Raw genomic sequence first — 22,859 nt, forward strand, 5'->3', positions numbered from 1 at the left:
GTTCTATCACTTTGAAACTGCGCCCGGAACAATCGCTATCTCCACCCGTTTCGGACAGGTCGTTCCAAAGGAGAAAGACCATGTTCAAGCAAACGATGATCGCAGCCGCGGCACTGACGGCCGTTGCCTGGGCGAGCCCGGCGGGCGCGGAAAACTATGTCACGCTTGGCCGGCTGGTCTGCGGATCGGATGGCGGCCAAGGTCTGATCGTCACCTCGCAGAAGAGCCTCATTTGCACTTATACGTCGGCGGCCGGCGGCGCCAAGGCAGTCTATGCTGGCAAAATCGAGAAATTCGGCCTTGATATCGGCCAGACCGGCAAGAGCGTCATGATCTGGCAGGTGCTGGCAAAGACCGGCACGGATATCCCGCAATTCGCCCTTGCCGGCGAATATTACGGGATCGGCGCCGATGCGAGCATCGGTGCAGGCGCCGGCGCCAAGGTCATCGCCGGCGGCACGGACAAGGCCTTCATGCTGCAGCCGTTGAACGTCCAAGCGCAGGAAGGTTTGAACCTGGCGATCGGCGTCGAGAAGATGACGCTCGTGCCGGGCGAGACCTGACGACAGCAGCCACGTCAGCCAAGGCAGACAGCAGTTGCCTGCTTACGTGAATCAAACAGTCGCCCGAAGGGCGGCTGCAGCGATCAGTGCGCGAGCGCCTTGTTGATATCCTCGGTCATCTTCTTCGCGTCACCGAGCAGCATCATCGTGCCGTCCTTATAGAACAGCGTATTGTCGATGCCGGCATAACCCGAGCCGAGCGAGCGTTTGACGAAGAGGCAGGTCTTTGCCCGGTCGACGTCGAGGATCGGCATGCCGTAGATCGGTGAGGTCTTGTCGTCGCGCGCCGCCGGATTGGTCACGTCATTGGCACCGATGACATAGGCAACGTCGGCCTGGGCGAATTCCGAATTGATGTCCTCGAGCTCGAAAACCTCGTCATAGGGAACATTCGCTTCGGCGAGCAACACGTTCATGTGCCCAGGCATACGTCCTGCGACCGGGTGGATCGCATATTTTACCTCGACGCCGTTCTTCTTGAGATTGTCCGCGAGCTCGCGCAGCGCATGCTGGGCCTGGGCGACCGCCATGCCATATCCCGGCACGATGATAACCTTCGATGCATTGGCCATCAGATAGGCCGCATCCTCGGCCGAGCCGAGCTTGACCGTCCTGTCTGACGTGTCTGGTCCGCCGGACGCCGTCTCACCGCCGAAACCGCCGAGGATGACGGAGACGAAGGAACGGTTCATACCCTTGCACATGATATAGGAGAGGATCGCGCCGGACGAGCCGACGAGCGCGCCCGTGATGATCAGCGCCAGATTGCCGAGCGTGAAGCCGATGCCGGCCGCCGCCCAGCCTGAATAGGAGTTCAGCATCGACACGACGACCGGCATATCGGCCCCGCCGATCGGCACGATCAGCAGAACGCCGAGCGCCAGCGACAGCGCGACGACGGCCCAGAAGTCGAAATGGCTCTCGGTGGCGGCCAGCCCGATGATGAAGAGCACGATCAGCAGCAGCAGGCTCGCATTGATCACATGCCGGTAGGGCAGCAGGATTGGCTTGCCGGACATGCGCCCGTCGAGCTTCAGGAAGGCAATGATCGAACCGGTGAAGGTCAGCGCGCCGATCGCCACGCCGAGCGCCATCTCGACGCGCGCCTCAGTGTGGATGTGACCGATCTCGCCGATGCCGAAGGAAGCCGGCGTGTAGAGCGCGGAGGCCGCGACCAGCACGGCGGCAAGGCCGACCAGCGAATGGAAACCAGCGACGAGCTGTGGCATCGAGGTCATGGGTATGGTGCGGGCGACATAGGCGCCGACGCTGCCACCGATGGCAAGCCCAAGGATGATCAGCACGAAGCCGCCGAAGTCAGGCGTCGCCAGCACCAGCGTCGTCAGGATCGCGATCCCCATGCCGATCATACCGTAGAGATTGCCCTTGCGGCTGGTGGCCGGATGCGACAGGCCGCGCAGCGCCAGGATGAAGAGCACGCCGGAGACGAGGTAGAGAAAGGCTGCGATATTGGTCATCAATCCCTCACCGGTCCTTCTTGCGGTACATCGAAAGCATCCGCTGCGTGACAAGGAAACCGCCGAAGATGTTCACCGAGACGAGCACCAGGGCGACGAAGCCGAAGCCAGTCGCAAGCCCGCTGGTCGAGATGCCGACCGCCAGAAGCGCGCCGACGACGATGACGGAGGAGATCGCATTGGTGACGGCCATCAGCGGCGTATGCAGCGCCGGCGTCACCGACCACACGACGTAATAGCCGACGAAGATCGACAATACGAAGATGGCGAGCTGGAAGACGAAGGGATCGATCGCCCCGCCGGTCGCAGCACTTGCCGCTTCCGGTGCCTGGGCCGCCGCCGTGATCACGGCGGTCACCGCATGGTCGAGCTGCTCCAGCGCCCTGTCCATTGCTTCACTGGCCATCAGATGTCTCCCTTCTTCGCGCCGCCGAAGGCGGGATGAACCACGTCGCCGGCATAGGTCAGCATCGTCGCCTTGACGAGTTCGTCGTCAAGATTGACGACGACGCTCCGCGTTTCCTTGTTGACCATGGTCTCGAAGAAGGTCACGAGGTTCTTGGCGTAGAGCGCCGAGGCGCTGGCCGCAACCCGGCCCGGCATGTTGGCGAAACCGATCACTCTGACGCCCTCGACATCGGCGACCTCGCCGGGGACGACGCCCTCGATATTGCCGCCGCGCTCGACCGCGAGGTCGACGGCGACCGCACCCGATTTCATCGAGGCAAGCATGGCGCGCGAAACGAGCCGCGGCGCCGCACGACCGGGGATCAGCGCGGTGGTGATGACGATATCCTGCTTGGCGATGTGTTCGGCAACCAGAGCCGCCTGTTTCGCCTGATAGTCGGCAGACATTTCCTTGGCATAGCCGCCGGCCGTTTCCGCCGCCTTGAACTCTTCGTCCTCGACGGCGATGAACTTGGCGCCGAGCGAGGCGACCTGCTCCTTGGCAGCGGGGCGAACGTCGGTGGCCGAGACCGCGGCGCCGAGACGGCGCGCGGTCGCGATCGCCTGAAGACCGGCGACGCCGGCGCCCATGACGAAGACTTTGGCGGCCGGGACGGTGCCAGCCGCCGTCATCATCATCGGCATGGCGCGGTCATAAACCGCCGCCGCCTCGATGACGGCCTGGTAACCGGCAAGATTGGCCTGGGACGACAGCACGTCCATGGACTGGGCGCGGGTAATGCGCGGCATCAACTCCATCGCGAAAGCCGAAAGCCCGGCACTTGCCAGTGCCGCGATCGCTTCGTCATTGCCGTAGGGGTCCATGATGGCAATGATCACCGCACCGCTTTTATAGCCGGAGATTTCCGATCCGCTGGGCCGACGCACCTTCAGCACGACATCGGCCAAGGCTGCATCCGCAAAACTGCCGATCCTGGCACCGGCGGCCTCGAAATCCCCATCCGGAATCCGCGAAGCCGCACCGGCACCGGCTTCAACGACGACGTCGAAGCCGAAACTCTTCATCTTCTTCACGGTCTCGGCGGAGGCGGCGACGCGTGTCTCCTCGCCCGTGACTTCCCTTGCAACGAAAACGATATTGCCCAACTGCCCCCTCCTCCGGGTCAGCCAGACCGCCGCAGGTTTCCCTGCGCAGGCCAAGCACCTCATTCAAAAAGCTTCGGAGAAGCTCTCCTTCCCTCAGAGTGCCGTGCGTCCTTTCGGACGCACAAAGGACCGCTCTGACCCTCTGAATCTACGCGATCAGCGGAACAGGAAGATGCCGGCTGCGAGAAGAATGATGAAGACGAAGAGGCCACCGAGAAGGCCGGCGCCGCCGAAGAAACCAGCGGTCATCGCAAGCAGGAGGACGATGAGCAGCATCGAGCCGTATTTCGCGCTGGCGATGAACATGTCGTAGGTCTTTTCATGTTCTTTATAATCCATCGGCGCGCCGGTCTCGACCGGTCCGGTATGATGTTCGGCCATAAATATCGTCTCCCTGAAATGCCTCTGCGCTGCTCGATTCCCTAGCCTGAGCGAGGGAAATCCCTTCTTGCAGGGATTACACAATGACAGGCGAAAGCGCAATGCATGAGAATGCCGCAGGCGCGCGTGGCAACCGCGATGTCAGAGGCCTGGACGGACCTGAAGGACGGCTGATATCGCCTGCCGTCCATCGCCCTCCTCTGCCCGGCGGAGATCGTCTCTCCGTCGGGAACAGGGTAAATTACAGCGGCAGGTCGGTGCCGAGTTCGCCTTGCGGCACGAAACGCGCCGTCGGAATGATGGTGAGCGGCGGCAGGGTGTCGTTGGGATTGCGCGAAAACATCATGCGCTGCTCGCTGGCGCTCGAGATGAAGAAGGGATAGCGCGTCAACAGCTTTCGCCCGACCTCGATCACATTCGTCGCCATCAGCGTCATGTCGATCCCGTAATTCTTCGCCAGCCGGCCGGGCACGACCGTATCGGCATAGAAGACCCGCTTGTAGAAGGCCGCATGCGGCGGCCGAACGAATTGAAGAACGCGGTCCGCACGGAAATACGCCGCCGCCACGATGGTCGGCCTCAGCGTCAGATAGGGAACCCACGGCAGATCGGCGGTGAGCTCGGGGTCGGCCGCGAAACGCGCCGGATCGATCAGGGTCAGCCCCGCATCCAGAAGGTCATCCATCGCCTCGGGAAAGGCGCCACCGGACTGACTGAGGCGATGTTCCGGTGTCACATAATGAACCCGGATCGTACTGACCAGTTCCCCATAATAATACAGACCGAAGATATAGGCGTGGCTGTCGAAATCGCTGTCATCAAGCAGCCCTTTCGGGGCAAGCGCCAGCACGTCATGGGCCTTGTAGGCCTTGTAGCGCAACCGTTCCACCTGCTCCATGTCTTCGCTGCTTTCGACGCGGCGATACTCGACATGATCCAAAACTTCCAAAATTTTTGTGCTGAAATCGCTACGCTTGAACAGTGTCTCTGACATTTCTCGATCCGCTCGTTAACGGATCATTAATCATACGCCAGCGAAATTTAGGCAAGGAAATCCGATAATTTCCCTTGTTTTTAAATCGTTAAGGTTAACGCGGCACGCGCTTTTCACGGGGGAAACTGTCTGTTGAGACCGCTCAGGCGACCTTGTTGCGGCGGCGTTGTACGACGCGGCGGCCGATGCCCTGCTGCAACAGCGGGATATTCTGGGAAGGCACGGGCGGCGAGAAAACGTAACCCTGAACAAGATCGGCGCTGCGGTGCTTGTTGAGCAGTGCGAGCTGCTCCTCGGTTTCGACACCTTCAATGACGATCTTCAGGCCCAGTTCACGGGCGAGATGGACCGTGCCGCGCAGCAGCTTCAAGCGGCGGTTATCTTCGACGATGTTGCGCACGAAGGAGCGATCGATCTTGACGATATCGAGCGGCAGTGTGTCGAGGTAGCTGAGGCTGGAGAAGCCGGTACCGAAATCGTCGATGGCGATGGTGATGCCGCGAGCCCTGAGCTCGGCCAGGATGGCGCGCACAGCCGCCGGCTCGTCGATCAGGCAGCTTTCGGTGACTTCGAGATGCAGCCGCGCCGCGTCGAGACCGGAATGGGCAAGCGCTTCGGCGACCACCGCGAGAATATCGGCATCGCGCAGATCCCGCGCCGAAAGGTTCACCGAGACGGCGATATGTTCCGGCCAGTTCAAGCATTCGCTGCACGCCTTGAACAACACGAAACGGGTGATGTCGGAGATGATGCCCATATCTTCGGCGAGCCGGATGAAGACGTCGGGCGGGATCGAGCCCTTCTCCGGATGCACCCAGCGCGCCAACGCTTCGGCGCATTCGATCCGCGAGCCGTCGGACCGGAACATCGGCTGGAAGGCAAGATGCAGCGCCTGCGCCGAGACCGCGTCGCGCAAATCCGCTTTCAGCTTCTGCTGCTCGATATAGCGGCCATCCATCTCCCGCTCGAAGCCGGAAATGCCGCCCTTGAAGCGCGACTTGCTTTCGAACAGCGCCAGATCCGCCTTGACGCTCCATTCGTCCATCGCAAACGCAGCACTCTCGAGGATCGCGTAGCCGGCGCTGAGCGAAACCAGGAAGGTCAGCTCGTCGACTGCGTAGTTGCCCTGGATTGCGGCGTGCACGCGGCGGATCTCGACGTCGAGCGAGGCCTGTTCCTTCGCATGCGGGAAGAACAGGATGAACTGGTCTCCCATCAACCGGCCGAGGATGGCGTTGCCGGACGCCTGCTTGATGCGGGCGGCGATGGCGCAAAGCAGGTGGTCGCCTGTAACGTGGCCGCGCATGTCGTTGACATGTTTGAACTCGTCGATATCGAGAACCATGAAGCCGAGTGGCCCGGACTTCCTTTGATGTTTGGCGAGATAATCCTGCACCAGCTGCCCGAAATATTCTCGGTTCGGCAGGCCGGTCAGCGCATCGAAGCGGACCATGTGCATGATCTTCTGCTCCGCCTTCACCCGGCTCGACACGTCCTCGAAGATCAGCACGGCGCCGCCGTCGGCCCTGCGGCTGGCGGAGAATTCGAGCGACAGGCCCTCGGGGAAATGGATGAGCGTGCGCGACAGGTTGCCTTCGGCGACTTGGGTGAGCTGGCGCAGGATGAGCTCCGGCTGCGAGGCGTCCATGAAGCTGTAGCGCGCGCCGTAGCGTAGCACGGCGCCGAGATCGCGGTCCTTCAACCGATCCGGCGCACCGATCTTCAAAAGCTCGCAGGCCTTGCGATTGACGACCTGGATGCGGTTTTCGGCATCGACCATGACTAGGCCATGCGGCATGTTGTTGAGCGCCGTATCGAAGCGGTCGGCGATGATGGTGATTTCCCGGCGCGCGATGACATTCTCATAGAGGAACTCGCGCACGCCGTTCGCCATGGCACGCGTCGTCAGCCAGAAGGGAATGAGGAAGATCGACAACAAGCCACGATAAAAATCGAGCGCCAACAGGCTGCAGACAATCATCGGCAGACAGCAGGAAAAGGTCTGGAGGTCAACCGCCAGGCGCGAACCATAATTGCGGCCGACAACGGAAACCATGGTCGCCATGGTAACCGCAATGCAGGCAAGTTCCGCAAAGGAATCATGGACGACGAAGATGGCGTAGCCGCTGGCGATGCCAAGCAGGGTGGTGGTGCAGGCAGCACCCGCAACCAGGATCCGCTCCCAACGCTCGATTCCGGCGTGCGACAGGCTCTCCTTGTCAACGCGGTCGAACTGCCGGAAGATGACCATGCGAACGCAGAAGACCAGGAGGAAGGCGGCCGCCAGCAGGATATAGACGAAGGACTGGGTCTTGGCAGCAACGGCAAGGCATGTCGCGACATGCACGATCACGCCAGCAAGCAGCGTCATGCGGTTCCCGGAAAGGGAACTCACAAACGACAGATACACATCTATAGGGACCCTGTTCGGGTTATCTGGCTTCATCCACACTTTCCCTGTGCGCGGGAATTCTAGGCCCAACCTTTTAAAAATTGATTTCAATGGAATCAAACATTTGGTCAAATTTTCTAAAACCACAGGGTGAACCGCACAGCTTACGCGAGTTAATGCAGCCTACCGGCGAGATTACCGAAATAATTTATCCACGCCTGGGTTGTTGAAATATTTGACGGCCCTACGGCGGGGCCGATGCGTCTAAGACTATACTCCAACGCGAGGCATTTATCCTTCCAATTTCAAAGGCCGTGGTCTAAATCGATTGCAAGAGGAAAAACTGCCGGAAAACCGGTGGGACAAGAACAAGGGGAGGCGAATGTCGGTACTTCTGGCCGCAAGCCGGCTGATTGACTCGATCAGTCAGTTCATGGGCAAACTTTCCGAATATATGGTGCTGTTCTGCTGCCTGATCAGCGCCGGAAACGCCATCGTCCGCTACGCCTTCAACTACAGTTCGAACGGCTGGCTGGAGATTCAGTGGTATCTCTTCGCCTTCGTCGTCATGCTCGGCGCCTCGCATGCGCTGCGCAACAATGAGCATGTCCGCGTCGACCTGATCTATGGTTCGGTTTCCGACAGGGCGAAGATCTGGATCGACATCGTCGGCCTCATTGTCTTCCTCCTTCCCGCATGCCTCTATCTCACCTGGCTGTGCTGGCCTTTCTTCACGCTCTCCTACCATCAGGGGGAAATATCGGGCAACGCCGGCGGACTGATCCGTTGGCCCGTCAAGCTGATCCTCGTCGCCGGCTTCGCACTGCTTTCCCTTCAGGGCGTTTCCGAGCTGGTCAAGCGGATCGCAGCCCTCACCGGCCATATCAGCATCGATACGAAATACGAAAAGCCGCTGCAGTAACGCGGGCTGGGAGAAACGGACTTGTTTGATTTCGGCATCATCCCGCCGGCCATGTTCCTGGGCATGATCATCTTCATGCTCTACGGCTTTCCGGTCGCCTTTTCGCTCGCCGCCGTCGGCTTGTTTTTCGCCATCATCGGCATCGTCACCGGCCATTTCGGCGAGGTCTTTCTGCAGGCTCTGCCGCTGCGCTTCTTCGGCATCCTTTCCAACGACCTTCTGCTCGCCATTCCCTTCTTCACCTTCATGGGTGCGGTGCTGGAGCGCTGTGGGTTGGCCGAGGACCTGCTCGAGGGCACCGGCAAACTCTTCGGTGGTATACCCGGCGGGCTTGCCTATGCCGTCATCCTCGTCGGCGCCGTGCTCGGAGCGATCACCGGCACGGTGGCCGCTTCCGTGATCACCATGGGGATGATCTCGCTGCCGATCATGCTGCGCTATGGCTACAATCCGCGCCTTGCCACCGGCGTCATCGCCGCCTCGGGCACGATCACCCAGGTCATCCCGCCCTCGCTCGTGCTCGTCGTTCTCGCCGATCAGCTCGGCAGGTCGGTCGGCGACATGTATCTCGGCGCGATCGGCCCCTCGATCCTGCAGGTGACGATCTTCGTGCTCTTCATCCTGGTGATGTCGATTATTCGGCCGAAATCAATGCCGCCGCTGCCGAAAGAGGTGCGCGGCGATTTCAATTGGGCTCTGCTCGTGAAGGTGCTGATGGGCATGGTGCCCTCGATCGTGCTGATCTTCCTCGTGCTCGGCACGATCTTCATGGGTCTTGCAACGCCGACGGAAGCAGGCGCGCTCGGCGTCGTCGGCGCCATTGTGCTTGCCGCCATGAATCGCCGCCTCACCTGGCCGCTGATCCGCGAAGCAATGGCATCGACCACACACATTACATCCATGGTGGTGATGATCCTGATCGGCTCCACCTGTTTCAGCCTGGTCTTCCAAGGCATGGACGGCTCGCGCTGGATCGAGCACATGCTGTCGGGCATTCCCGGCGGGCCGGTCGGTTTCCTGATCTTCGTCAACATCTTCATCTTCGTGCTCGCCTTCTTCCTCGATTTCTTCGAGATCGCCTTCATCGTCATCCCGATGCTCGCACCCGTCGCCTCCAGTCTCGGCATCGACCTGATCTGGTTCGGCGTCCTGATCTGCGTCAACATGCAGACGAGCTTCATGCATCCGCCCTTCGGCTTCGCGCTCTTCTATCTGCGCTCAATCGCCAGCAAGGACGTCAAGACCTCGGATATCTACATGGGCGCGCTCCCCTGGGTCGGCATGCAGCTGATCCTGGTGGCGATCGTGATCTTCTGGCCGCAATCGGTAACCTATTGGCTGGATCACGGCCCGAAGGTCGACCCGAACTCGATCAAGATCGAAGTCCCGGGCTTCGGCGGCCAGCTCGGCCTGCCACCGCTGGGCGGCGGCGGCAATGGCTCACCGCAGATCCCCGGCCTGACCCTGCCGCCACTGAACGGCCTGCCGGGAGCACCGCCGCCACCGGCCAAATAGAGCCTTTCCGGATTAGATTGCAGCATTCTGCCGGAGCAGGTTTTCGTCAGGGCAAAGGCGATTGGCGACGGGCATACCCCAAGGTACGTCCGAGCCGATCGCCTTTGCCCTGGCGGAAAGATGCCCGGCCCATTTGCGAGGCAAATCTGCGGGGGGTTGGCTGAAACGGGCCGGCTGATCGACCGGCCGACTCCGTTTGAGCCAACAGAATGCTGCAATCTAACCCGGAAAGGCTCTAGTCCAGCAAAAAGCAAAACCCCGGATGGAGATCCGGGGTTTTGTTATTGCGCTCGTCTGAAGCGTCGACGGCGGAAAGCTTAAAGCTTTCCCGCCCGCTGCTGGATCATCATGAACGTATCGAAGGTGTATTCCGACAGCTGCATCCAGAGATAAGCGTCCCGCTTGAAGGCGGTCTGGTCGTCATAGATCTTCTTGAAATACTGGTTCGTGCCCGAGATTTCGCTGTAGATGCCCGTGGCTGCCTGGAAGCAGGCTTCCATGATCTCCTGGCTGAACGGGCGCAACGTCGCGCCTTCTGCGACGAGCTGCTTCAGCGCCGTCGGGTTCTTCGTGTCGTACTTTGCCAGCATGTTGGTATTGGCGAAGGCGCAGGCGTCGGTCAGCGCTGCCTGATAATGCTTGGGCAGGCTGCTCCATTTTTCGAGATTGAAGAACCCATGCACCGTCGGGCCACCTTCCCACCAGCCCGGATAATAGTAGTACTTCGCCACCTTGTGGAAGCCGAGCTTCAGGTCGTCATAGGGGCCGACGAATTCCGCCGCATCGATCGTGCCTTTTTCCAACGCCGGATAGATATCGCCGCCGGCGATCTGCTGCGGGATGACGCCGACCTTCTCCATGACGCGACCGGCAAGGCCGGCAATGCGCATCTTGACGCCCTTGAGGTCATCGAGCGTATTGATTTCCTTGCGGAACCAGCCGCCCATCTGCGCACCGGTATTGCCAGCCGGCAGCGCATACATGCCCTGCGTGGCATAAAACTCGTTCATCAGCTTGTTGCCGTTGCCTTCATAGTACCAGGCATTGGTCAGACGGCTGTTCAGCCCGAACGGAATGGCCGTTCCGATGGCGTAGGTCGGGTCCTTGCCGACGAAATAATAGGAGGTGGTATGGGCTGCTTCGACCGTACCGGCGGCAACGGCATCGACGGCCTGCAGGCCCGGCACGATTTCACCGGCCGCGAAGGGCTGGATCGTGAAATTGCCATCCGTCGCCGCGGCAACATGCTTGGCGATATCCTCGGCGCCGCCATAGATCGTATCCAAGCTCTTCGGAAACGACGACGTCATGCGCCACGCGATCTTCGGATTCTCCTGCGCGATCGCAGGCGCTGCCAATGCCGTTGCGGCAACCGCACCGGCGCCGGCGGTTCCCGCCTTCTTGAAAAACGAACGACGATCCATCAAAAACCTCCCGTATAGATGGTACTGCGCGGCGATCTTCACCCCCACCCGCAGCAAGGGCAAACCTAAGCATGGCGGGGGCCGCGATTCAAGCTTTAGTCTATTAGCCTTTGGCATCAAGACGGCAATAAGGCAACGCGCACGTATCCATCAGAATCAGCGGCTTAGCGGTAAACCGGAAAGGCAGGGCGCCGCCTCCGTCGCAATTTGGCTGCCTAATGCAGCCAAGCGTTGACTTGACGGCCGTTCAGGCGGAAGAAACGACGAGAATAAAGATTTTCACCGGGGCTGATATGACGAAACCGATCGTTGCCATTCCTGCCGATATCCGTAGCTTCGACGGCGCGACCTGGCATGCCGTGCAGCATCAATATCTGCGCGCCGCATTGAACGCATCCGGTGTCATGGCCTTCATCATCCCCGCTTTCGAAGAGGGCTACGATACCGACGCGATCCTCGACCGCGTCGACGGTCTGCTGGTCTCCGGTTCGGCCAGCAATGTTCATCCCTTGCTCTACGGTGCCGAGGCGGATGACAAGGACGGCCCCTTCGACCCCGCCCGCGACGCCACCAGCCTGCCGCTCATCCGCCGCGCCATTGACCGCGCCATCCCGCTGCTCGCCATCTGCCGCGGCATCCAGGAGCTAAATGTCGCCCTCGGCGGCTCGCTGGCAAGCGAGATTCAGGAGCAGCCCGGCATCTGGGACCATCGCCGGCCAGAAGGCGTCGACCGGGACGGCATGTACGCCATTCGCCAGACCGTCCACGTCAAGGAAGGCTCCTGCATCGCAGCCATTCTCGGACCGGGCGAGATCCGCGTGAATTCCCTGCATCGCCAGGCAATTGCCAGAACCGCCCCACGCCTGCAGGTGGAAGCGATCGCCGAGGACGGCACGGTGGAGGCCGTTTCCGTTATCGACGCCAAGGCTTTCGCCGTCGGCGTGCAATGGCATCCGGAATATTGGGCTGAAACCGACAAATCTTCGAACCAGCTGTTCGCCGCTTTCGGCGACGCCGTCCGCGCCTATGCCGCCGGCAAGCTACCGGATCTCCCGGCACAGGCGATCGCGTGACCACCAGGCGCCCGCGAAGCGCTATGTCTGTTGCTTGGCAGCAAGCATCGTCCGCCGAGCCAACCCGCACCTAAGCCTTCTGCGGCGTCTCCGGCACCGGTGTCAGCGCCGCACCCTTTTCGAACCAGGCGATGAGATTGTCGGAAACGAGATCGGCCATCGCATTGCGCGTCGGCACGGACGCGGAGGCGACGTGCGGCAGCAGCACGGCGTTGGTCGGCTCCAGCAGGTCGGCCGGCACGCTCGGCTCCTCATAAAAGACGTCGAGACCGGCAGCCCCGAGTGCGCCGGAGGCAAGCGCAGCACTCAGCGCCTCCTCGTCCACCGTCCAGCCGCGGCCGACATTGACCAGGATGCCGTCAGAGCCGAGTGCTGCCAGAATATTGGCATCGATCGTCTTATGCGTCTGCGGCGTCTTCGGAACGATGGCGATCAGCGTATCCACTGCTTCCGCCAGCCCTTTCAATGTCGGGTGATAGTCGTAGGACACATCGGCGTGGCGCGAACGTGTGTGATAACTGATCTTCACCTTGAACGGCTCCAGCCGCTTGGCGATTTCGAGCCCGATGCGGCCAAGGCCGTAAAGCCCGATATGGCGGCCCTTGAGCGAGAAGCGCGACAGCGGATAGGCCGTTCCCGGCTTCCAGTTGCCGGCACGCAGCCACGCTTCGGCCCGCGGCAACTCGCGAACCGTGTTCAGCAGCAGGCCGATCGCCGTATCGGCGACCTCGTCGTTCAGCACATCAGGCGTATTGGTGACGACAATGCCTTTTTCGGCGGCATGTTTCACATCGACGCCGTCATAACCGACACCGAAATTGGCGATCACTTCGGCATGCGGCAGCTGGTCTATCCAGGCGCCTGGGAAGGAGCCGGACACGGCGACGCCGCGGATACGGCCGGCAGTCTCGCCGTCCAGCGCAAGCTTCTCCTCGCGTGGGACGGCGATAATCTCAAACCGATCCTTCAACCTTTCGAGAACACGCTCGTGTATCTTCCCAGGAACGAGAATGGCGATGCGGGACATGGCTTTTCCTCTTGGATATGGCGGTCGGTTCAGGCGCGCGGCCGATGGGGACTGGTGGACTGGCGAATGCGCATTTCCGGTTTGATCAGATGCATGCCATCAGGCTCATGGCTGCCGGCAAGGCGATCGAGCAGCGCCCGAGCGGCCAGGCGCCCGACCTCGGCCTGACCGTTCCAGACGGTCGTTAGCGCAGGCGTAGCGATCGAGGCCTCCTCGAGATCGTCGTAGCCGGTGACGGAAATATCGCGTCCCGGCACCAGGCCCGCGCGCGCAATGCCGTTCATCAGGCCGATCGCTACGAGATCGTTCCAGCAGACGGCCGCGGTCGGCTTCTGCGGCAGCGAAAGGAAATGCACGGCCGCCTCGAAACCGCCCTGTTTCGAGCGCGGACCGGGAATGCGCAAGTTCGGATCGACCTCGATGCCGGCCTTGCGCAGCGAATTGACATAGCCCTGGTAACGGTCGCGGCCGGTGGATGTCTGGTCCGTGCCGCCGATCATGGCGATCGAGCGATGACCAAGGCCGATCAGGTGGTTGGTGGCAAGCGAGATGCCGTAGCTGTCGTCACCGCGATAGGTCGGCAGGTCCTGCCCTTCCATCGAGCGGGCGACGAGGATCGCCGGCATGCCGTTGTCTTCTGCCAGCTGCACGTCTTCAGGCGGAGTACCGATCGCCGGCGACATGATGACGCCGTCGCCACCGAGCTGCAGCAGCGTCTCGATGAAGGTGCGCTGCTTCTCGACATTGTCGTAATGGTTGGAAAGGATGAAGGTGTGGCGGCTGCGATCAAGCTCGCTTTCGATCGCCTTCAGGATCTCGCCATAGAACGGGTTCATGATGTCGTGCACGACGACGCCGATGATGCCGGAGCGCGAGGTCCGAAGGCTGGCGGCACGGCGATTGTAGATATAGCCGAGCGCGCGCGCCTGTTCCTTGATCTTCTCCCGGGTATTGCCGGCGACGAGCGGACTGTCGCGTAAGGCAAGCGATACGGTCGCCGTAGAAATGCCGAGCGTTTCGGCGATTGTCGAAAGCTTGATCTTCTGAACCACGTGTCCTCCTCCAGGCAGCACGCAAGGCAGTCAAGACCCCGCCGTCACACCGGCGCGGCCCTTAAAATGTTTAATTAAAAGATTTAATCGATGGAAGCAATTCGTCTTTCGGGGAAATTTCAGTCTTCGTCCGGTTCTTCGATATGAATGGCTTCGGCCTGCAGATTGGCATCGATCGCCTTCAGCAATCGGACGAGATTGCGAATTTCCTTCTCGGAGAACTCCTGCGTCGCCAACTTGTCGCAGGCCGAGGCCGCCATCTCGATCCCTTGCACGCTGCCGCGGCCGAGTTCGGTGAGATAGACCTTGGTGAGGCGCGCATCCTCCGCATCGGGCTTACGCTCGAGAAAGCCCTGCGCTTCCATGCGGCCGATGGTGCGCGTCATCGTCGGCGCTTTGACGCCGAGCTTCTGGGCAAGGCCGCCGGCCGTCATGCCGTCGCTCTCGGCAAGCGAGAGGATGACGCCATCCTGGCCGGCATAGAGGCCGCTTTCGAGCAGGTTGCGCGAGAGCACCGTCCGCATGGAACGTGCCGCCTGGGTCAGAGCCGGAGAGAGATCGACGAGCGTATACTCGGTCTGATCCTTCTTCTTGGACTTGTTCTTTTTGCCGTCCTTGTGCTTCTTTCCCATAGCCATCCCTTTGATCTTTAAGCCCCGGCGCCGCTGCGATATGACATTGCTCAGGATCTCGTCATAAACAAGAGGCAACGACCGGATGATGACACCTTCGCCGCGCTTCGAGGACAGCAACCCGGCCTCTACACCTGACGGGCGCCATCTGATCGCCGTGCTGCCGCTCGGCGCCCATGAACAGCACGGCCCTCACCTGCCCTTCGAAACCGACACCCTGATTGCCGAAGGCATCGCCGGACGATTGAAGATAGCCTTGCCTGCCGGCCTGCCGGTCACCTTCCTGCCCGCCGAATCTGTCGGCTATTCCATAGAGCATATGGATGTTGAAGGAACGAAGACGCTTGCCTTCGACGAAGCGGTAAACCGCTGGCTCGGCATCGCCGAGGGGCTGGCAAAGCAGGGCATCCGCAAATTGGTGATGCTGAACGCCCATGGCGGCAATTCGCCCATCGTGACCATTGTCGCGACCGAGGCGCGGCTCCGCTTCGCCATGCTGGCGGTGGCAACGAGCTGGACCCGTTTCGGCCTGCCGGATGGCGTGGTCACGCCGGAGGAAAAGGCGATCGGCATCCATGGCGGCGATATCGAGACATCGGTGATGCTGGCGCTTCATCCCGACAAGGTTGATATGGCGAAGGCGGCGAACTTTTCCTCGCGGCAGACGGAATTCGCCGAGCGTTTCAAGCATCTGCGCGCCTACGGGCCGCACGCCTTCGGCTGGAAGATGTCGGACCTCAATGCTGAAGGCGTGGCGGGAAACGCCGCCGCCGCCACAGTAGAGAAAGGCGAGGCGCTGATTGCCCATGCGGTAAAAGGACTGGTGGAATTGCTGAGTGACGTCGATGCATTCGATGTCGCGCAACTGCGGTGACTATGGGGCATCTGCACCGGCCAGACGACGTGATCTTATAACATTATAAAACCCTTTGAACTGCCACGCTCAAGCCATTATATGAGACCAACCGTTCAAGCAGCCGATCCCAAGCCGCTCGGCCGCACGCCTAAATCCTAGAGGTTCTCATGACCGACGCGATCTCCACCCTGAAGCCCATTCCCGTTACCGTGCTCACCGGTTATCTCGGCGCCGGCAAGACGACATTGCTCAACCGCATTCTCTCCGAAAATCACGGCAAGAAATATGCGGTCATCGTCAATGAATTCGGCGAAATCGGCATCGACAACGACCTGATCGTCGAGTCGGACGAAGAAATCTACGAGATGAACAATGGCTGTGTCTGCTGCACGGTGCGCGGCGACCTGATCCGCGTTGTCGAAGGCCTGATGCGCCGCCCCGGCCGCTTCGACGGCATCATCGTCGAGACGACCGGCCTTGCCGATCCGGTGCCAGTCGCCCAGACCTTCTTCATGGATGACGATGTGCGCGCCAAGACCGAGCTCGACGCCGTCGTCGCCCTCGTCGATGCCAAGCACCTGCCGCTGCGCCTGAAGGACAGCCGCGAGGCCGAGGACCAGATCGCCTTCGCCGACGTCGTCATCATCAACAAGAGCGACCTGGTGACCCCGGAAGAACTTGATGTGATCGAGGATATCGTCCGCGCCATCAACCCGGCCGCCCGAGTTTACAAGACCAGCCGCTCCGGCGTCGACCTCGCCCGCGTGCTCGATCAGGGCGCCTTCAACCTGGAGCGCGCGCTCGAAAACGATCCGCATTTCCTCGAGCACGGCCATGACGACCATGTCTGCGGCCCCGATTGCGATCACGACCACCACCATCATGACCATGATCATCAGCATGGTGACCACGGCCACGACCATCATCACCATGGCGCCCATCAACATGGCGCGATGTCGGCGATCCACGATGTGACGGTGCAGTCGGTGTCGCTGCGCGGCGCCGAGATGAACCCGGAGCGCTTCTTCCCCTGGATCCAGAAGGTCACCCAGACGCAGGGGCCAAATATCCTGCGTCTTAAGGGCATCATCGCCTTCAAAGACGATCCCGAGCGTTACGTCGTTCAGGGCGTGCACATGATCATCGAGGGCGACCACCAGCGGCCGTGGAAGGAAGGCGAAAAGCACGAGAGCCGTCTCGTCTTCATCGGCCGCGAACTTGACCGCGAGAAGCTCGAAGCCTCCTTCAAGGCCTGCGAGGCAGCCGCCTGATGCCGACAGTTGCACCGCTTGATCTCGACGGCCACGTTCTGGCCGTCGAATTTTTAGGTGATGTTCCCTTCTTCGCAAGCGCAAACGGTACATTCCACCGGCTGGACGGCGGCGACAGGGTTTCCGAAGCCCACCAGGGCATGCTCACCGCGATCCGCGATCCCTATAGCGAGAGCCTGATCTCGGGCGGCGAGGACGGCAAGGTGCTGCGCATTGCCGCCGACGGCAGCGTCAGCGAGATCGCGACCGCGCCGCGCAAGTGGATTTCGCAGGTCGCAGCCGGCCCGCAGGGTGCCGTTGCCTATTCCTACGGCAAGAGTTCACTGGTGCGCCTTGCCGACGGCACGACCAAGGAATTCGCCGAAGAGCGCACGGTCGAAGGCCTTGCCTTTGCGCCGAAGGGCCTACGCATCGCGGCGGCGCGCTACAACGGCGTGTCGCTGCACTGGATCGGTATGAACGCCAAGCCGGTCGACCTGGAATGGAAGGGTGCGCATACCGGCGTCACCTTCTCGCCTGATGGCAATTTCCTCGTCACCTCGATGCAGGAAAACGCACTGCACGGCTGGAAGCTCGACATCAAGCCCGGTACCGAAGCTCGCCACATGCGCATGACCGGCTACCCCGCCAAGGTGAAATCGCTCTCCTGGTCGGTCAAGGGCAAGTGGCTCGCGTCTTCAGGCGCGCCTGCGGCAATCGTCTGGCCCTTCCAGGGCAAGGACGGGCCGATGGGCAAGGCGCCGATGGAGCTCGGCACCCGCGCCAATATCATGGCGACCGCGGTGAAGTTCCATCCGCTCGAAGACATCCTCGCCATCGGCTTCATCGACGGCATGATCCTGGCTGTGCGCATCACCGACAGCAAGGAAGCGCTCCTGCGCCGACCCGGCAAGGGCGCGATCACGGCGATGAGTTGGAGCAAAAACGGCAAGCTGCTCGCCTTCGGCTCCGAAGCCGGCGACTGCGGCGTCGTCGATATTTCGGCTTGAGGCGCGTTGCCGGCGATGGACGACGCCTTGACGGTATCCGAAATCGTGGCGCTCACGGCCAATCACATGCAAGCCGCGGCCGAAATCAGACGTGTCGCCCTGTGGCAGCGGCTGCCCTGGCTGCCGGATGTCCATACGCCCGAGGAAGAGGAGCAGTATTGGCGCATGCATCTGCTACCGAATTGCTCGATCCTCGGCGCTGCCATGGGCAACCGGCTCGTCGGTGTCATCGCCTATGGCGACAACTGGATAGAGCAGCTTTACGTTCTCCCCGGGTTCCAGGGCATGGGCATCGGCTCCTCCCTCCTTGGCTGCGCCAAGGAGGAGATGAACGAGATCAGGCTCTGGACGTTTCAGCGCAATGCGGGCGCTCGCGCTTTCTACGAACGGCACGGTTTTATCGCCGAGGAGGAGACCGATGGCGCCGACAACGAAGAACGGGAGCCTGATGTACTCTATCATTGGCGCCTGCTTCCGGAGCTGACTGCTCGCCTGCAGCCATCCGGCTAGAATATGCTATCGGACCCAAGGCCATAGGATATCGGGGCTTGCCAAACGCCTTGCCCGGGCGAAACATGAAGCACGAGCAGGAAGCGCTTTGCGCGCCACCTTGGCTGATAGAGGAAACGAGAATGTCGAAATCGACCGGCCTCGGTTTGACCGAACAACAGCCGCAGGCTTTGGGCGACGCATCCGTCTGGACCGTGATCCGCGCCGAGGCCGTTGAGCTTGCCGCACGCGAGCCGATATTGCGGCGGCTGCTTGCCGCTCAGGTAACGGACACCGCTGGCAACGATGAGATCATCGCCCGCGTGCTGGCCGCGCGGCTCTCCGTGGCGCAGGTGGAAACGGGTGATCTGTTCGATCTCATCCTGTCCACACTTGATGGCGATATCATGCGAAAGGTCGAGGCCGATCTCATCGCCGTGCGCGAGCGCGATCCGGCCTGCACGACATTTCTGCACGCGCTTCTCAATCTCAAGGGCTTCCATGCGCTGCAGACGCATCGCATCGCCCATGCGCTCTGGACCGCCGGCCGTCCGGAGATCGCCAGTTGGCTCGCCAATCTCGTTTCGCTGGTCTTTGGCCCGGATATCCATCCGGCGGCGCGGATCGGCGCGTCCATCATGCTCGACCACGGTTCGGGCATCGTCATCGGCGAAACAGCGGTCATCGAGGATGAAGTGTCGATCCTGCAGAACGTCACGCTCGGCGGCACCGGCAAGGAGACCGGCGACCGCCACCCGAAGATCCGCCACGGCGTGATGATCGGCGCGGGCGCCAAGATCCTCGGCAATATCGAAATCGGCGCCTTCAGCAAAGTCGCCGCCGGCAGCGTCGTGCTCAAGTCGGTTCCCACGCATTGCACGGTCGCCGGCGTGCCGGCGACGCTCGTGCGCGTCCACCGCGTCGACGAAATCCCGGCCGAGACGATGGATCAGAATATCTAGAGCTGTCCTGAATAGGGAATTCGCCCGATCCTAGGCGGCTTGCTGATTTTCGCTGAAGGCCTCGACGCGGTTGCGGCCTTCACGCTTCGAACGATAGAGCGCCTCGTCCGCCTTCTGCATCAGCCGTTCAAAATCTCCGCCGCTTTCCGCGCGCGCGGCAACGCCGATGCTCAGCGTCGGAAAGATCGCCAGATCCGGTCGCTGCAGGACGGCAGCGGCGAAGGCGAGACGGATGCGTTCGGCAATAATCACCGCATCCTGCCGGGAAGCATTTTTCAGCACCGCCAGGAACTCATCCCCACCTTGACGGGCGAGCAGGTCGTCGGAGCGCATGATGCTTCTCGAAACACTGGCGAAAAGCCGCAGGATATCGTCGCCGGCGGCATGGCCATGCCTGTCGTTCAGCTGCTTGAAATGGTCGATATCGATGATCAGCAGCGATACCGGCTGGAAGCCGAGCGCCGGCAGATGCTGGGCAAGGCCGCCGCGATTGAGGGCGCCGGTCAGCGGATCGTGGTGAGCGAGTTCCGTCAGCTGATTTCGGCTGCGCTCGGCGGCCATCAGCACCATCGCCATGCTGCGCAGCATGATGAACGCGACCGCCGATACCGCCATCCAGCTGTGAACTGCACTGCCGCCGAAAGGATCCGGCCCGCCAATCTCACCGGTCGCCGCGAGAATGCTGCGAACCGCAAAAATCGCGGCAGTGCAGGCGTAGAGGCCGACAAGCAGCGCTGCCGAATACAGCTTCTCGCACCGGGCAATGATGATTGCCTCCCTTGCGACGGCAAGATCGCAGAGGCAGCAGATGACGGAGACGTAGAGGAGCCTCGCCGAGACTGCCGAGGGATCGCGGACAATAAGCGCGACAGGAACGCTGACGACGAAGATGGCAAGCCAGAAAGTGCGCTGGTCGAGCGCTCGTCCCGAAAACACCCGTACGGCAAAGAACATCAGCATGTAGCCGGCGATGGTGACGATATTGCCGCCGTCGATCGAGACAGAGGTGGGAACGAGATTGCGTAGCGCGACGAGAAACGAACCGACGCCGACAAGAAGGTTGCTCAAGCCCCACCAGAGCGGCCACCTCTCGAAGCGACCGGTCGCATAGGCTGCAAGCTGGAGAATGCCCAGCACGAAACAGCTCACGGCAACAATGAAATAGATTGTCCTGAGATCCAGCAGCATGGCGCTTTCCCGAAATTCTCGCGGAACTTACAGGAAGCGTTTTGCGGTTTGATTGGAGCCTTCGCTAAGAATTTAACGATCGCCGGTTTTTCCCTGCTGCATAGTTCAAAATGCGACAGACCCTTTGCGCAACTCAAAGACGCGCGGCGCTGTCGTCAAGCGGCCCGCACCGAGCCGATGATGTCCGCCAACAGACCGTGCAGCAAGTCCCTGTAGCCGTTTCGGGCAGACGGACCGCTCTCTTCCGAGGTCATGACGACGGTGAGATCGAGCGACGGCACGATGTAGAGCATCTGCCCGCCATAACCCCAGGCGAAATGCACCTGCTCGCCGCCGATCTGCCGCGTGAACCAGCCATAGCCATATTCATCGCCTGAGAAGCGCGAGTTGGTGCGCTGCTGCCACGACTGGGCGATCCAGTCGGCGGGGACGATCTGGCGGCCGTCGGCGGTCTTGCCGCCGTTACGGTAGAGTTCGCCGAAGGCAAGCAGCGACCGGGCGCTCATCGCCATCTGATTGCCGCCGAGATAGATGCCCTGCGGATCGCGCTCCCATGCGCCAATGCGGAAACCGTCGACAGGACCCAGCCATTCGCGCGCCAACACCAGCGTCGGCCGCCGGCCGACCTTGGTGAGAATGGCAGACAGCAGATGCGTGGATGCGGTGGAATAGAGCATCTCACCACCGGGCTGATCGACGAAAGGCTGCGACAGCGCAAAGCGCACCCAGTTGCGCGAGGAGACCCAGCGGCCGTAGTTCGGCCCCGACATGCGATCGAGCCCAGCCTGCATCGAGAGAAGATTGCCGATGGTGATGTCGTTGATGCGCGGGTCGGGCGTTACAGGGAGATCGGCCTTCAGGATCGGCGCGATCTTCTGATCCGGCCCAATGAGCAGGCCTTTGTCGATAGCGATACCGACCAGCGCCGAGATGATCGACTTCGAAGCGGATTTGATATTGGTCGATTCCGAGGGCGAATGACCACGAAACCCACGTTCGCTGAGCACGCGTCCGTCGCGAGCGACAATGACCGTCTTCAAAGGCCGCATCGCGGGGTCGCTCGCCACGCGATCGAGACGCGGACCAAGCCCGCCGACGGCGGAAGCCGTGCTCTGGGCAGCAGCCGGCCCCGTTGCGTCAAGCGGCAGGCAGAGGAGAAGCAGAAGGGAGAGAATGCGGATCATGTGGCGCAAGATAGGATATCGCCGCGATATGTTCGCATGCCGGCGCCACTTTTCACGCGATTGTGTTTCCGCGTGCGCCGGCGCCTTCTCGAAACTTGATGCCAGAAATACAATCCGCGCCGCAACCACACCAAGCCCGCCTGCCTGGGTGGTCAAACGGCGCGGATATTACCAGCCGGGGGAAAAGTTCCCAACCTGGCCGGCCGGTCGGCGCAGCCTTACAGCGCCGCGCTTCTTTCAGAATCGATGCGCTAGGCTGCGCGGCGAACCGGGGCACCGGCCAGCATGCGTCCCGAGGCGACGATCATGCCGGCCGCGCCGTCGAGCCAGCCTTCCGTCAATTCGAGCGCCAGAAAGCGCGAGCGTTCGAACGGACCCGGCATGACAAGATGGCGAGCCTTTTCGGCAAAGAAGCCGAAGCGCTCGTAATAGGCAGCATCGCCGACGAGCAGGACGGCACCGTGCCTACGCTTCTTCGCTTCGAGGATCGCCGCGCGCATCAGCGCCGAGCCGATGCCCTTGCCGCCGTGATGCGGCGCAATGGCGAGCGGTCCGAGCAGCAGCGCATTGATCGGCGTGCCTTCGTCATTGACGCCGGCCTCGATGTTCCAAAGCCGCACCGTGCCGATGACATGGCCGTCGCGATCGCGCGCGACGAGCGCAAGGCCCTCGGCCGGAACGCGGCTGCGGCGGATCTTCTCCGACGACTTCTTGCGGCGATCTGGTCCCATGACGCGGTCGAGCAGGTTTTCACGCGCAACGACATCCGAAGGATTTTCGGCGTCGATGGCGAAAGTGGTAGGCGCAAAGAATGCGCGGACAGAATCAAGAACAGCGGCCATCTTGGCCTCCCGTACCCAATACCGTTATCAGCGGCGATGAAGGAAAATTGTGAAGTTGCCGCCCCGGCTGG

At 61.5% G+C, this 22,859-nt stretch carries 22 protein-coding genes; 9 read left to right on the forward strand and 13 right to left on the reverse strand.

The window, feature by feature from the left end:
- Window positions 1-80 precede the first annotated feature (80 nt).
- On the forward strand, window positions 81-563 hold the full coding sequence (locus AC245Y_RS18980; protein ID WP_012758997.1) for a DUF992 domain-containing protein: 483 nt from the start codon (window positions 81-83) through the stop codon (window positions 561-563).
- 83 nt (window positions 564-646) lie between these two features.
- Here AC245Y_RS18980 and AC245Y_RS18985 read toward each other — a convergent pair whose 3' ends face one another.
- From AC245Y_RS18985 to AC245Y_RS19010, 6 genes are all read right to left on the reverse strand, one after another.
- Window positions 647-2,041: an NAD(P)(+) transhydrogenase (Re/Si-specific) subunit beta gene (locus AC245Y_RS18985; protein ID WP_012758998.1), complete on the reverse strand. Its 1,395-nt coding sequence runs from the start codon at window positions 2,039-2,041 to the stop codon at window positions 647-649.
- A gap of 7 nt (window positions 2,042-2,048) precedes the next feature.
- Window positions 2,049-2,447 (reverse strand): proton-translocating transhydrogenase family protein, encoded by a 399-nt coding sequence (locus tag AC245Y_RS18990; protein ID WP_003552830.1) that lies wholly within the window; start codon window positions 2,445-2,447, stop codon window positions 2,049-2,051.
- Window positions 2,447-3,595 (reverse strand): Re/Si-specific NAD(P)(+) transhydrogenase subunit alpha, encoded by a 1,149-nt coding sequence (locus tag AC245Y_RS18995; RefSeq protein WP_017995197.1) that lies wholly within the window; start codon window positions 3,593-3,595, stop codon window positions 2,447-2,449. Before AC245Y_RS18995 ends, AC245Y_RS18990 begins: the two co-directional genes overlap by 1 nt.
- Before the next feature lie 156 nt (window positions 3,596-3,751).
- Complete coding sequence (locus AC245Y_RS19000) at window positions 3,752-3,976, reverse strand: aa3-type cytochrome c oxidase subunit IV (RefSeq protein ID WP_003552834.1); 225 nt, start codon at window positions 3,974-3,976, stop codon at window positions 3,752-3,754.
- A gap of 241 nt (window positions 3,977-4,217) precedes the next feature.
- On the reverse strand, window positions 4,218-4,970 hold the full coding sequence (locus AC245Y_RS19005) for an N-acyl amino acid synthase FeeM domain-containing protein (protein WP_012759001.1): 753 nt from the start codon (window positions 4,968-4,970) through the stop codon (window positions 4,218-4,220).
- Between the two features lie 142 nt (window positions 4,971-5,112).
- Window positions 5,113-7,416: a putative bifunctional diguanylate cyclase/phosphodiesterase gene (locus tag AC245Y_RS19010; RefSeq protein ID WP_017995198.1), complete on the reverse strand. Its 2,304-nt coding sequence runs from the start codon at window positions 7,414-7,416 to the stop codon at window positions 5,113-5,115.
- A 328-nt stretch (window positions 7,417-7,744) separates the two neighbouring features.
- On the opposite strand from AC245Y_RS19010, the gene AC245Y_RS19015 reads away from it, so the two are divergent.
- A complete protein-coding gene (locus AC245Y_RS19015) occupies window positions 7,745-8,284 on the forward strand; it encodes a TRAP transporter small permease subunit (protein WP_012759003.1) in 540 nt (179 codons plus the stop codon).
- Window positions 8,285-8,305: 21 nt separating this feature from the next.
- Window positions 8,306-9,799, forward strand: a complete 1,494-nt coding sequence (locus AC245Y_RS19020; RefSeq protein WP_017995199.1) for a TRAP transporter large permease — start codon at window positions 8,306-8,308, stop codon at window positions 9,797-9,799.
- 317 nt (window positions 9,800-10,116) lie between these two features.
- On the opposite strand, the gene AC245Y_RS19025 is transcribed toward AC245Y_RS19020, so the two are convergent.
- Window positions 10,117-11,223 (reverse strand): TRAP transporter substrate-binding protein, encoded by a 1,107-nt coding sequence (locus AC245Y_RS19025; protein ID WP_003552852.1) that lies wholly within the window; start codon window positions 11,221-11,223, stop codon window positions 10,117-10,119.
- A 293-nt stretch (window positions 11,224-11,516) separates the two neighbouring features.
- Between AC245Y_RS19025 and AC245Y_RS19030 the strand changes: the two genes are divergently transcribed.
- Window positions 11,517-12,296, forward strand: coding sequence for a gamma-glutamyl-gamma-aminobutyrate hydrolase family protein (locus AC245Y_RS19030; protein ID WP_017995200.1), 780 nt, complete (start codon window positions 11,517-11,519; stop codon window positions 12,294-12,296).
- A 70-nt stretch (window positions 12,297-12,366) separates the two neighbouring features.
- Here AC245Y_RS19030 and AC245Y_RS19035 read toward each other — a convergent pair whose 3' ends face one another.
- The 3 genes from AC245Y_RS19035 to AC245Y_RS19045 all read right to left on the reverse strand — a co-directional run bounded on the left by AC245Y_RS19035 (window position 12,367) and on the right by AC245Y_RS19045 (window position 15,007).
- On the reverse strand, window positions 12,367-13,323 hold the full coding sequence (locus AC245Y_RS19035; RefSeq protein WP_017995201.1) for a 2-hydroxyacid dehydrogenase: 957 nt from the start codon (window positions 13,321-13,323) through the stop codon (window positions 12,367-12,369).
- Window positions 13,324-13,352: 29 nt separating this feature from the next.
- Window positions 13,353-14,375 (reverse strand): LacI family DNA-binding transcriptional regulator, encoded by a 1,023-nt coding sequence (locus AC245Y_RS19040; RefSeq protein ID WP_003542973.1) that lies wholly within the window; start codon window positions 14,373-14,375, stop codon window positions 13,353-13,355.
- A gap of 119 nt (window positions 14,376-14,494) precedes the next feature.
- Window positions 14,495-15,007, reverse strand: a complete 513-nt coding sequence (locus AC245Y_RS19045) for a MarR family winged helix-turn-helix transcriptional regulator (protein ID WP_012759007.1) — start codon at window positions 15,005-15,007, stop codon at window positions 14,495-14,497.
- A gap of 85 nt (window positions 15,008-15,092) precedes the next feature.
- Between AC245Y_RS19045 and AC245Y_RS19050 the strand changes: the two genes are divergently transcribed.
- The 5 genes from AC245Y_RS19050 to cysE all read left to right on the forward strand — a co-directional run bounded on the left by AC245Y_RS19050 (window position 15,093) and on the right by cysE (window position 19,574).
- Window positions 15,093-15,881 carry a creatininase family protein gene (locus tag AC245Y_RS19050; RefSeq protein WP_012759008.1) on the forward strand — a complete coding sequence of 263 codons (789 nt, stop codon included), beginning with the start codon at window positions 15,093-15,095 and terminating at the stop codon, window positions 15,879-15,881.
- 149 nt (window positions 15,882-16,030) lie between these two features.
- Window positions 16,031-17,134: a CobW family GTP-binding protein gene (locus AC245Y_RS19055; protein WP_012759009.1), complete on the forward strand. Its 1,104-nt coding sequence runs from the start codon at window positions 16,031-16,033 to the stop codon at window positions 17,132-17,134.
- Window positions 17,134-18,123, forward strand: coding sequence for a WD40 repeat domain-containing protein (locus AC245Y_RS19060; protein WP_012759010.1), 990 nt, complete (start codon window positions 17,134-17,136; stop codon window positions 18,121-18,123). Before AC245Y_RS19055 ends, AC245Y_RS19060 begins: the two co-directional genes overlap by 1 nt.
- 15 nt (window positions 18,124-18,138) lie before the next feature.
- The gene (locus AC245Y_RS19065; RefSeq protein WP_026157479.1) at window positions 18,139-18,633 is read left to right on the forward strand and encodes a GNAT family N-acetyltransferase; all 495 of its coding nucleotides are present in this window, start codon (window positions 18,139-18,141) and stop codon (window positions 18,631-18,633) included.
- 122 nt (window positions 18,634-18,755) lie between these two features.
- Complete coding sequence (cysE, locus tag AC245Y_RS19070; RefSeq protein ID WP_012759012.1) at window positions 18,756-19,574, forward strand: serine O-acetyltransferase; 819 nt, start codon at window positions 18,756-18,758, stop codon at window positions 19,572-19,574.
- A gap of 30 nt (window positions 19,575-19,604) precedes the next feature.
- On the opposite strand, the gene AC245Y_RS19075 is transcribed toward cysE, so the two are convergent.
- The 3 genes from AC245Y_RS19075 to AC245Y_RS19085 all read right to left on the reverse strand — a co-directional run bounded on the left by AC245Y_RS19075 (window position 19,605) and on the right by AC245Y_RS19085 (window position 22,788).
- A complete protein-coding gene (locus AC245Y_RS19075) occupies window positions 19,605-20,762 on the reverse strand; it encodes a GGDEF domain-containing protein (protein ID WP_017995204.1) in 1,158 nt (385 codons plus the stop codon).
- 155 nt (window positions 20,763-20,917) lie between these two features.
- Entirely contained in the window at window positions 20,918-21,946 is a 1,029-nt protein-coding gene (locus AC245Y_RS19080) for a serine hydrolase domain-containing protein (RefSeq protein WP_020487032.1), read from the reverse strand.
- Window positions 21,947-22,197: 251 nt separating this feature from the next.
- Window positions 22,198-22,788, reverse strand: coding sequence for a GNAT family N-acetyltransferase (locus tag AC245Y_RS19085; RefSeq protein WP_012759015.1), 591 nt, complete (start codon window positions 22,786-22,788; stop codon window positions 22,198-22,200).
- Window positions 22,789-22,859 lie beyond the last annotated feature (71 nt).

The organism is Rhizobium sp. SRDI943 (assembly GCF_057653695.1).

Coding starts and splice junctions, on each gene's coding strand:
- AC245Y_RS19010 (WP_017995198.1), bottom strand. CDS start 7,416: ATGAAGCCAGATAACCCGAACAGGGTCCCTATAGATGTGTATCTGTCG.
- AC245Y_RS19000 (WP_003552834.1), bottom strand. CDS start 3,976: ATGGCCGAACATCATACCGGACCGGTCGAGACCGGCGCGCCGATGGAT.
- AC245Y_RS19025 (WP_003552852.1), bottom strand. CDS start 11,223: ATGGATCGTCGTTCGTTTTTCAAGAAGGCGGGAACCGCCGGCGCCGGT.
- AC245Y_RS19030 (WP_017995200.1), top strand. CDS start 11,517: ATGACGAAACCGATCGTTGCCATTCCTGCCGATATCCGTAGCTTCGAC.
- AC245Y_RS18990 (WP_003552830.1), bottom strand. CDS start 2,447: ATGGCCAGTGAAGCAATGGACAGGGCGCTGGAGCAGCTCGACCATGCG.
- cysE (WP_012759012.1), top strand. CDS start 18,756: ATGTCGAAATCGACCGGCCTCGGTTTGACCGAACAACAGCCGCAGGCT.
- AC245Y_RS19065 (WP_026157479.1), top strand. CDS start 18,139: ATGGACGACGCCTTGACGGTATCCGAAATCGTGGCGCTCACGGCCAAT.
- AC245Y_RS19045 (WP_012759007.1), bottom strand. CDS start 15,007: ATGGGAAAGAAGCACAAGGACGGCAAAAAGAACAAGTCCAAGAAGAAG.
- AC245Y_RS19085 (WP_012759015.1), bottom strand. CDS start 22,788: ATGGCCGCTGTTCTTGATTCTGTCCGCGCATTCTTTGCGCCTACCACT.
- AC245Y_RS19035 (WP_017995201.1), bottom strand. CDS start 13,323: ATGTCCCGCATCGCCATTCTCGTTCCTGGGAAGATACACGAGCGTGTT.
- AC245Y_RS19075 (WP_017995204.1), bottom strand. CDS start 20,762: ATGCTGCTGGATCTCAGGACAATCTATTTCATTGTTGCCGTGAGCTGT.
- AC245Y_RS18980 (WP_012758997.1), top strand. CDS start 81: ATGTTCAAGCAAACGATGATCGCAGCCGCGGCACTGACGGCCGTTGCC.
- AC245Y_RS19005 (WP_012759001.1), bottom strand. CDS start 4,970: ATGTCAGAGACACTGTTCAAGCGTAGCGATTTCAGCACAAAAATTTTG.
- AC245Y_RS19060 (WP_012759010.1), top strand. CDS start 17,134: ATGCCGACAGTTGCACCGCTTGATCTCGACGGCCACGTTCTGGCCGTC.
- AC245Y_RS19015 (WP_012759003.1), top strand. CDS start 7,745: ATGTCGGTACTTCTGGCCGCAAGCCGGCTGATTGACTCGATCAGTCAG.
- AC245Y_RS19080 (WP_020487032.1), bottom strand. CDS start 21,946: ATGATCCGCATTCTCTCCCTTCTGCTTCTCCTCTGCCTGCCGCTTGAC.
- AC245Y_RS19050 (WP_012759008.1), top strand. CDS start 15,093: ATGATGACACCTTCGCCGCGCTTCGAGGACAGCAACCCGGCCTCTACA.
- AC245Y_RS18985 (WP_012758998.1), bottom strand. CDS start 2,041: ATGACCAATATCGCAGCCTTTCTCTACCTCGTCTCCGGCGTGCTCTTC.
- AC245Y_RS19055 (WP_012759009.1), top strand. CDS start 16,031: ATGACCGACGCGATCTCCACCCTGAAGCCCATTCCCGTTACCGTGCTC.